This is a genomic window from Phormidesmis sp. 146-33 (assembly GCF_052939515.1).
Window position 1 is genome coordinate 20,465 of the sequence record NZ_JBJPHU010000091.1, and the last position, 8,124, is coordinate 28,588.

Below are 8,124 nucleotides of genomic sequence, written 5' to 3' on the forward strand. Positions count from 1 at the left end.
TATTTCCTCCCTCCTCCCTCCTCCCTCCTCCCTCCTCCCTTCTCCTTCCTCCCTAATTCTTAAAGCCTGTGTAAATTCCTGGTTTTTGCTGAACAATTCTCCGCGATCGCAGTGAAATCTTTTGAGTAATGAAGTGTGTTATGGAACACGCCGGATTACCCAAACCGAGGAGCGCTGCAAATGAAACGATTAGCCTGGAAATTCTGTCTGATCAGCCTAATCGTTTTGCCTCTGGGCATCAGCGCGATCGCCTTTCAAGTGCTCAAAACGCCCCATTCTTCTAGCTGTGAAACGATCAACGATCAAGCCAATGCGTCTCAGCGATTGTATTGTGCCAAAGCAAGCGTGCAGCAGAAAACGCCTGGTAATCTGGCGGCCGCGATTCGTTTGTTGGGCAATCTGCCTTCAGACCTTCAACCAGAAGGAAAGCAATTGGTTCTGCAATGGTCAAATGAGTTGATGGGGCAGGCAGAAAGTGCCTTTCAAGCCGGGGAGTTTGAGAACGCGATCGACCTGGCTAACTCAATTTCCCGAACTTCTCCAACCTATGACGCAGCCCAGCGCCGCATTTCTGATTGGAAGCAGTCCTCAGAAAAGGCGGACGAGATTGCGGAAGCGGCGATCGATCAGATGGCGCAAAGAGAGTGGACTCAAGCACTCAAAACGGCTGGTCGGCTAAAGTTGATCGTTCGGGCTGCCTGGGTAACCGATCGCCATATTGCATTGGTGCAGCAAATCAAAGCCGATCGTGAATTTCGAGATCCCAATCGGGCGATCGAGCCACCTCGCAAAAGTGCCCCACTGAACTTTAAGTCCGATATCGCCAAGGCTGTAACTCAGAAACCCACTGCAAAGCCAACTGTAAAAGCGCCTGTGTTACCCGTTGAGCCAGTTTCCTTAGTAGAAGCCACTCCACCCAAAGCGTTGCTGACTCCCGTCGTCAGCCAAAACGAAGCCATGATGAAGCATTTGGTCGAGGAGACGAGTTCATCAAGTGGTCTCAAAGAGATATCTGCTGAAGCAGATCTCAAAGAGATATCTGCTGAAGCAGATCGCGTCATTCCCGCGTTTCCTCAAGTTCCTGCGCCTGTGAAGGAGGGCGATCGCAAAAATTAGCCATCTACTCAATTGAAGGTCATAGCGAAAGAACTTCACCCCAAATTCCACTTCGTAGCAGATTGATCGGGACGTGACCATTGTTTGCTCTAAGTTTGGTAATCTCCTTTGTCGAAATAGCCCGATCGCTTCACCTGGACAAAAAAGGCAACCCCATCTGCGGGATCGCCTGATCAAGTCTGGAAAGGTGAATAGATAAAACTTGGTTTCAAACCAGATTTAGAGAAGAAATCAAACCGCTTCTAGATTCTTTTCTCCAGTGCGAATCCGAACCACCTGGTCAACAGGCGTGATGAAAATTTTGCCATCACCGATTTCGCCCGTTCTAGCAGCCACAATGATCTTGTCAACCACCATGTCCACCTGATCATCTTCGATCACAATTTCAACCTTGAGCTTTTGCAAAAACTCGACCGTGTATTCTGAGCCACGATACCGCTCAGTTTGACCCTTCTGCCGCCCAAAGCCTCGGACTTCAGAAACCGTCATGCCCACAATTCCCGCATTCACTAGCGCGATCTTGACTTCATCAAGTTTGAAGGGGCGAATGATTGCCTCAACCTTTTTCAAGCTCCTACACTCCTTGTCACATATCGATATCTATCAGCATGACACTATGTATCACCGTTACGAGGGAAGTAATTGTAACGAATCGTACATTTCCCCAGGTCATCTTTCCTAAGTCACCGTTATTTCTAAAGTCTCTCACGATCGCATCCCAATTTTTTTGACGAACTGTTGCGCTCCTACGCTGTCGGCTCTGACCTTTATCAAGATTTGTTGCTGTTTGAGAAAATCAAGCAAATTTTTCGATCGCGCTGCATTCAATCGCCTCACTTATTAGAAGACGGCAACAACGGACGCACGATCAAAAATCCCGTTCCAAAAGCGGAAACCACAATGAGAACAATCACTAGACCCAACCACCAACCGCCCAACTCGCCTGGCTTTTTCTCAGACTGAATTTTGCGACGGGGCTGGCTTTCTTGCTCATAGACGATCGTCTCAGGGGCGAACACAGATTCGGTGCGAGCAGGCTTGGGAGCCACAGGCGGACGGCTCGGTATTGTCGGAACACTGGGTGACTCGATCGGCATCTCCATCCGAGGGGTAGGAATCTCGGCAGACGAAACGGGGGGCAAATTAGTGACAATCTGCCGGAGGTGAATCGCCGACTGAGCAGCCCGTTCGATCTCTTGGCGAAGCTGCTGATTTTGCTTGGCTAACTGCTGATTTTGCTGGGTGAGAGCCTCCATTGTCGTCCTGGCCGCCTGAAGCTCTGCGGTGACTTCTCGGTAGAGCGAGATCGGAACAGAGGGCGAATAAGCACTTGCAGACGGTGGAATCTGCCCAGAAGGAGGAATATTTCGCATGGACGGCGAGGGGTTTTTGGATGTCATCTCTTTGGTATCAAACAAATAGCAGGCGGTTGGTTAAAAACGTATGCCCCAGAATAGCTGCAATTAGACCAACGGACGCAAAAATCGTCAAAAATTTGAGCAAAAATCGTCAATAGTTGACCTGGAGCGATCGCTAATTTTCTATCTAGGTAATTGCTCAAGAATGATAGCGCTGTTTCTGTCAAAGCGATCACCTGGAGACTTGTTAAAATCAACAGGTTTTAGAATTTCAATTTACTACTCACACGACCCGTCTACTATGAATTCTTCTCAAACGCAAGAAACTCCCTCCGAATCGGTGAAGTATGGTGAACGGCTGATCGAGGAAGGCAATCTAATCACGTTCCCTAATCCGCGCCCTGGTCGCCGCTACCACATTTACATTACGTTACCGGAGTTTACCTGCAAGTGTCCGTTTTCGGGCTATCCAGACTTTGGCACTATCTACGTAACCTATGTGCCCGATCGGCGCGTGGTCGAGCTAAAAGCGATCAAGCTGTATATCAACAGCTACCGCGATCGCTACATTTCTCACGAGGAGTCCGCAAACCAAATTTTGGATGACCTAGTAGCTGCCTGCGACCCGCTAGAAATCACGGTAAAAGCCGACTACACGCCACGGGGAAATGTGCATACCGTTGTTGAGGTGACGCATCGGAAGGAGGGATGAGGGATGAAAAGAGGTGAGGGATGAAAAGAGGTGAGGAGGGCAATAGTCAAAAGTGACGATCGAGGATGATTCAATCAGTCCCGCGTCAAGCTCTCCCGAAACGCAGTTGCTTTCATCCCTCATCCCTCATCCCTCATCCCTCATCCCTCATCCCTCATCCCTCTTTCTAACTCGCCGCAGCCACATCACCCAGACCCAGCCCAAAAAGCTGCCGACAAAGTAAGGCGGAAAGTCTGACCAACCAAACGTGTTGCCCAAGACCAGTCTGCCAGGGAGCGTAGCGCGAATCGCTTGCAAAAACGGTGGTTGCCACAGTTGCAGAAACTCGATCGCACAGGTCACCAGACAAACCGCGATCGCTACCTTTTTCGGCGAAAATTTGGGAAATCCGGTCAGTACCAGCGTAATCCAAAACATCTCATAAGCGACACTGCCCAAAGCATCATCTAGCCACGGAAAACCACTCTGAGAAAATCGGATCAGATAGCCGATCGGCACGAGCAAAACGGTACTGATCAACAGAGCAATGCGATAAAACATGGGGAAAGGAAGAGGCGCGATCGGGGTATTTTGATCAAACTAAAAAAACGTGAATTCGATGAAATCCTTGGCTGCGGTTATTACGCCGGGCAGCCCCCTAAATCTCCCAAGTTTGGGGGACTTTGAACAAAAAATCCTATCCGAAAGTTCTCCAGAATTGGGGGGTGGGGGGCAAAGTGCTGAATCACGAAGCGAAAAAACTCCATCGAATTCACGTTAAAAAAGACTTGGCTCTTGATCTGACCAGCCACAAGGAGACAGCGATGAATGTAACTGAAATTTGCCGCCAGCGCACTGATGCAGGCATGGTCGCGCTACAAGGGTTTTATAACGGCACGACTGGACTCTGGAACACAACGGGCTGGTGGAATGCGGCCAACGCTTTGGAGACGACGATCGACTACTGCACCCTGACGCAGAGCCAACCTTATCGCACCAATCTAGCAAACACCTTTGAGAAAAATCGCAGCAAAAATTTCTTAAATGAGTTTTATGACGACGAGGGCTGGTGGGCGCTCACCTGGATCAAAGCCTTTGATCTGACTGGAGAACCGCGCTACCTCAACATGGCAAAGACGATCTTTAATGATATGAAAGGCGGCTGGGATGCGATCTGTGGCGGCGGAATCTGGTGGAGCAAACAGCGCAAATATAAAAATGCGATCGCTAATGAGTTGTTTCTTGCGATCGCGGCTCGGCTGCATTTGAGAACACTAGGCGACAAGGGAGCAGGTAGCTATCTCGATTGGGCGGTTCGCGAATGGAACTGGTTCAAAAACTCAGGCATGATCAATCGCGACAATCTCATCAACGATGGACTGACCAGCAATTGTCAAAACAACAGACAGACCACCTGGACTTACAATCAGGGCGTAATTCTAGGCGGACTGGTAGATCTGTATCGAATCACGAACGATCGGGCACTGTTGACTCAAGCGGGAGCGATCGCCGATGCTGCCATTCGCGCACTGGCTCCTAACGGAATCTTGCGGGAGCCTTGTGAACCAGATTGTGGAGCAGACGGGCCCCAGTTCAAAGGCATCTTTGTGCGAAATTTGCTGGCGCTCTATCAGGTGACCAACAAGCCCGCCTACAAAACGTTTATCACTCGCAATGCTGACTCGATTTGGGCGCAGTGTCGCAATGATGCCAATCAGTTTGGGCTGTCGTGGGCGGGGCAATTTGACCGATCGGATGCAGCCCGACACAGTGCGGCAATGGATGCCCTGAATGCAGCGCTCGCCCTCAATTTTGAAAGCACTACGCCAGACACCTACCAGGCTGAAAGGGGCATTCTCCATCAGTTGTTGACGGAGGCGATCTATCCGGGCTATCACGGTGGCGGTTACGTAGCAGGCTGGAATCGCGACGGACAGTGGATTGATTTTAAGGTGACGGTGCGATCGTCCGGTCGATATGCGCTGACCTTCCGGTATGCGGCGGCAGGGGGAGAGTCGAGTCGCTATCTGTTTATCAACGGCAAGGGCATTGTCGCCAATCTCATCTTTCCTGGAACAGGCAACTGGAGCCGTTGGAGTCAGGTCACAGTTCCCCCAGTCTTGCTCAATGCTGGAGAAAATACGGTTTCTTTGATCTTCGATCGCTCCAAAGGCAGCCGCAATTGGCTCAATCTCAATGAATTAATCGTACAAAATGGCTAGAGACAGCGTGAATTCAATGTTTTAAAATTCAATGCTCTAAAGTCTCCAGAATTGGAAGGCAGAAGCTTGACAACGAAGCAAAAAACTTCATCGGACTCACCTTAAAAACAACGTGAATTCGATGAAATTCCTCGCTGTAGCGATCAGTCCAGGCAGCCCCCTAAATCCCCCAAGTTTGGGGGACTTTGAGCAAGAAATCCTGTCCGAAAGTCCCCCAGATTTGGGGGGTTGGGGGGCAGAAGCGTTAAATACCGAAGCGAAAAAACTCTATCGAATTTACGTTAAAAACAAAAGACCTTGGACGTTAGACAGGGCAAGATTGAATCTTCGTCTAATATCCTCGGTCTAATGTTTCTCGTCATTTATTTCTCGTCTTTGCGGGAATGATGAATGCAGAATCCAGAATTAACCGTTCCACATTCACCACTCAACAACGCTACTTAGCAGCTTGACGCTCTTTCGCTTCCTTGATCACTTCTTCGGCAATGTTGCTGGGGCAAGGCGAATAGTGAGAAAACGACATTGAGAACTGTCCGCGTCCAGAAGTCATGGTTCGCAGGTCGCCAATGTAGCCAAACATCTCGCTCAACGGCACATCAGCCTTGATGCGGGCCCCGGTTTGTCCGGTTTCCTGAGACTTCATCATGCCGCGCCGACGGTTGAGATCCCCGATCACGTCGCCCATGTAGTCATCAGGTGTGAACACATCGACATTCATAATCGGCTCAAGCAACTGAGGGCCGGCTTGGGGAATGGTTTGCCGATAAGCAGATTTAGCTGCGATTTCAAAGGCGATCGCCGACGAGTCAACCGGGTGGAAGCCGCCTTCGGTCAGCGTGAACTTCAAGTCCATGCAGGGGAAACCCGCCAGCACGCCTTTGTCAATACAGCTTTCAAAGCCTTTTTGAACGGCTGGCCAATACTCTCTCGGCACCGTCCCGCCTGTCACCGTGGACTCAAACTGGAAGCCGCTTCCTGGCTCACCGGGTTCAACAATGTAGTTGATCTTGGCATATTGACCCGATCCACCCGACTGCTTCTTGTGAATGTAGCCATCTTCGACGCGCTTGGTGATCGACTCGCGGTAAGCGACTTGAGGTTCGCCCACTTCGACTTCAACGCCGTGAGTGCGCTTGAGAATGTCTACCTTAATGTCAAGGTGAAGTTCACCCATACCTTTGAGAATCGTTTCGCCACTTTCCTCATCGGTCATCATGTGGAACGAGGGATCTTCCTGCACCATTTTGGTGAGAGCGGCTCCCATTTTTTCTTCCCCACCTTTGAGCTTGGGTTTGACCGAGATCGAAATCACAGGCTCCGGGAAAACCATCGGTTCCAACGTTGCCGGATTCTTGGGATCGCAGATGGTGTGACCCGTCCGCACGTTCTTCATGCCGACGATCGCAATGATATCGCCCGCTTGAGCCGATTCGATTTCTTCGCGAGAGTTAGCGTGCATTTCAACTAGACGGCTGACCCGCTCAGTTTTGCCCGTCGCTGTATTGAGAACGGTGTCACCCTTAGACAAAGTACCAGAGTAGAGGCGCGTGAAAGTCAGGGCACCAAAGCGGTCGTCCATGATCTTAAAGGCCAGCGCCCGTAGCGGTTTAGCCGGATCGACGATGGCAAAATTGCCCGTTTCTTCCCCGTCCAGATCGACTTCGGGCTGCGGATTGACTTCCATCGGGTTAGGCAGATAGTCCACGACCGCATCCAGCACCAACTGAACGCCCTTATTCTTAAAGGACGAACCGCAGTAGGTCGGGAAAAACGCCATGTCGCGAGTACCCTTGCGAATGCAGCGCTTCAGGTCTTCGATGCTTGGCTCTTCGCCTTCCAGGTATTGCTCCATCAGGTTGTCGTCTTGCTCGACCGCTAATTCAATCAATTGTTCGCGGTAAGACTCGACGGCCTCGACCATATCCGCAGGCACTTCGCTAATCTGGTAGCTCATCGGGTCGCCAGAATCATCCCAAGTCCAGGCTTTGCGAGTCAGCAGATCGACCACACCTTTGAACTGTTCTTCGACACCGATCGGCAGCACCATCACCATCGGCTTGGCCGCCAACACTTTATCGACTTGTTTGACGACGCGATAGAAATCGGCACCCGTACGATCGAGCTTGTTGATGTACACGATCCGAGCGACCTTAGAATCGTTGGCATAGCGCCAGTTGGTTTCTGACTGCGGCTCGACCCCACCGGAACCACAAAACACCCCAATTCCCCCATCCAACACTTTGAGAGAACGGTAAACCTCGATCGTAAAATCGACGTGTCCGGGAGTATCGATAATGTTGAGTTGGTGGTCATTCCAAAAACAAGTCGTCGCAGCGGATTGAATCGTGATCCCGCGCTCTTGCTCCTGGGCCATAAAATCGGTTGTCGCTGCGCCTTCGTGAACCTCACCAATTTTATGGATTTTGCCAGTCAGCTTCAGGATTCTTTCGGTTGTGGTGGTTTTGCCAGCATCGACGTGGGCGAAGATGCCGATGTTTCGATAACGAGTGAGGTCTTTCATAGTTGCTCTGTAGATTGAATGCGACAAACCGTGGGCGACTTCCTGCAAGCGCTACTCAGAGACAGGTGCCTCTTTTGTAGTCAGTACAGGTGGATTTCAATCACTCGGAATATCAAGAAATCCTGTTCCCTGGCTCTGGCAGTATTACTGATTGTAAAGTGTCGGGGGCAAAGGTTGGAGAGGTCTCAAAAATTGAACCCCGTTGACACAGAGAAA

General features: G+C 50.5%; 7 protein-coding genes. 3 read left to right on the forward strand and 4 right to left on the reverse strand.

Features of this window, described 5'->3' with window-relative positions; translation table 11 throughout:
- Positions 1-180 precede the first annotated feature (180 nt).
- Complete coding sequence (locus ACJ2PR_RS26485; protein WP_446879204.1) at positions 181-1,116, forward strand: hypothetical protein; 936 nt, start codon at positions 181-183, stop codon at positions 1,114-1,116.
- Positions 1,117-1,347: 231 nt separating this feature from the next.
- Here ACJ2PR_RS26485 and ACJ2PR_RS26490 read toward each other — a convergent pair whose 3' ends face one another.
- A complete protein-coding gene (locus ACJ2PR_RS26490; RefSeq protein ID WP_446859801.1) occupies positions 1,348-1,686 on the reverse strand; it encodes a P-II family nitrogen regulator in 339 nt (112 codons plus the stop codon).
- Positions 1,687-1,949: 263 nt separating this feature from the next.
- Positions 1,950-2,516 (reverse strand): hypothetical protein, encoded by a 567-nt coding sequence (locus ACJ2PR_RS26495; protein ID WP_446879205.1) that lies wholly within the window; start codon positions 2,514-2,516, stop codon positions 1,950-1,952.
- Positions 2,517-2,775: 259 nt separating this feature from the next.
- Between ACJ2PR_RS26495 and queF the strand changes: the two genes are divergently transcribed.
- A complete protein-coding gene (gene queF, locus ACJ2PR_RS26500; RefSeq protein WP_446879206.1) occupies positions 2,776-3,186 on the forward strand; it encodes a preQ(1) synthase in 411 nt (136 codons plus the stop codon).
- Between the two features lie 147 nt (positions 3,187-3,333).
- Here queF and ACJ2PR_RS26505 read toward each other — a convergent pair whose 3' ends face one another.
- Complete coding sequence (locus ACJ2PR_RS26505; RefSeq protein WP_446879207.1) at positions 3,334-3,726, reverse strand: ribosomal maturation YjgA family protein; 393 nt, start codon at positions 3,724-3,726, stop codon at positions 3,334-3,336.
- A gap of 263 nt (positions 3,727-3,989) precedes the next feature.
- On the opposite strand from ACJ2PR_RS26505, the gene ACJ2PR_RS26510 reads away from it, so the two are divergent.
- The gene (locus ACJ2PR_RS26510) at positions 3,990-5,387 is read left to right on the forward strand and encodes a glycoside hydrolase family 76 protein (protein WP_446879208.1); all 1,398 of its coding nucleotides are present in this window, start codon (positions 3,990-3,992) and stop codon (positions 5,385-5,387) included.
- Positions 5,388-5,823: 436 nt separating this feature from the next.
- Here ACJ2PR_RS26510 and fusA read toward each other — a convergent pair whose 3' ends face one another.
- Positions 5,824-7,908 carry an elongation factor G gene (gene fusA, locus ACJ2PR_RS26515; protein WP_446879209.1) on the reverse strand — a complete coding sequence of 695 codons (2,085 nt, stop codon included), beginning with the start codon at positions 7,906-7,908 and terminating at the stop codon, positions 5,824-5,826.
- Between the last annotated feature and the right edge of the window lie 216 nt (positions 7,909-8,124).

Excerpts from the sequence above, each read along its gene's own strand:
- ACJ2PR_RS26505 (WP_446879207.1), bottom strand. The coding sequence starts at position 3,726 with ATGTTTTATCGCATTGCTCTGTTGATCAGTACCGTTTTGCTCGTGCCG.
- ACJ2PR_RS26510 (WP_446879208.1), top strand. The coding sequence starts at position 3,990 with ATGAATGTAACTGAAATTTGCCGCCAGCGCACTGATGCAGGCATGGTC.
- fusA (WP_446879209.1), bottom strand. The coding sequence starts at position 7,908 with ATGAAAGACCTCACTCGTTATCGAAACATCGGCATCTTCGCCCACGTC.
- ACJ2PR_RS26485 (WP_446879204.1), top strand. The coding sequence starts at position 181 with ATGAAACGATTAGCCTGGAAATTCTGTCTGATCAGCCTAATCGTTTTG.
- ACJ2PR_RS26495 (WP_446879205.1), bottom strand. The coding sequence starts at position 2,516 with ATGACATCCAAAAACCCCTCGCCGTCCATGCGAAATATTCCTCCTTCT.
- queF (WP_446879206.1), top strand. The coding sequence starts at position 2,776 with ATGAATTCTTCTCAAACGCAAGAAACTCCCTCCGAATCGGTGAAGTAT.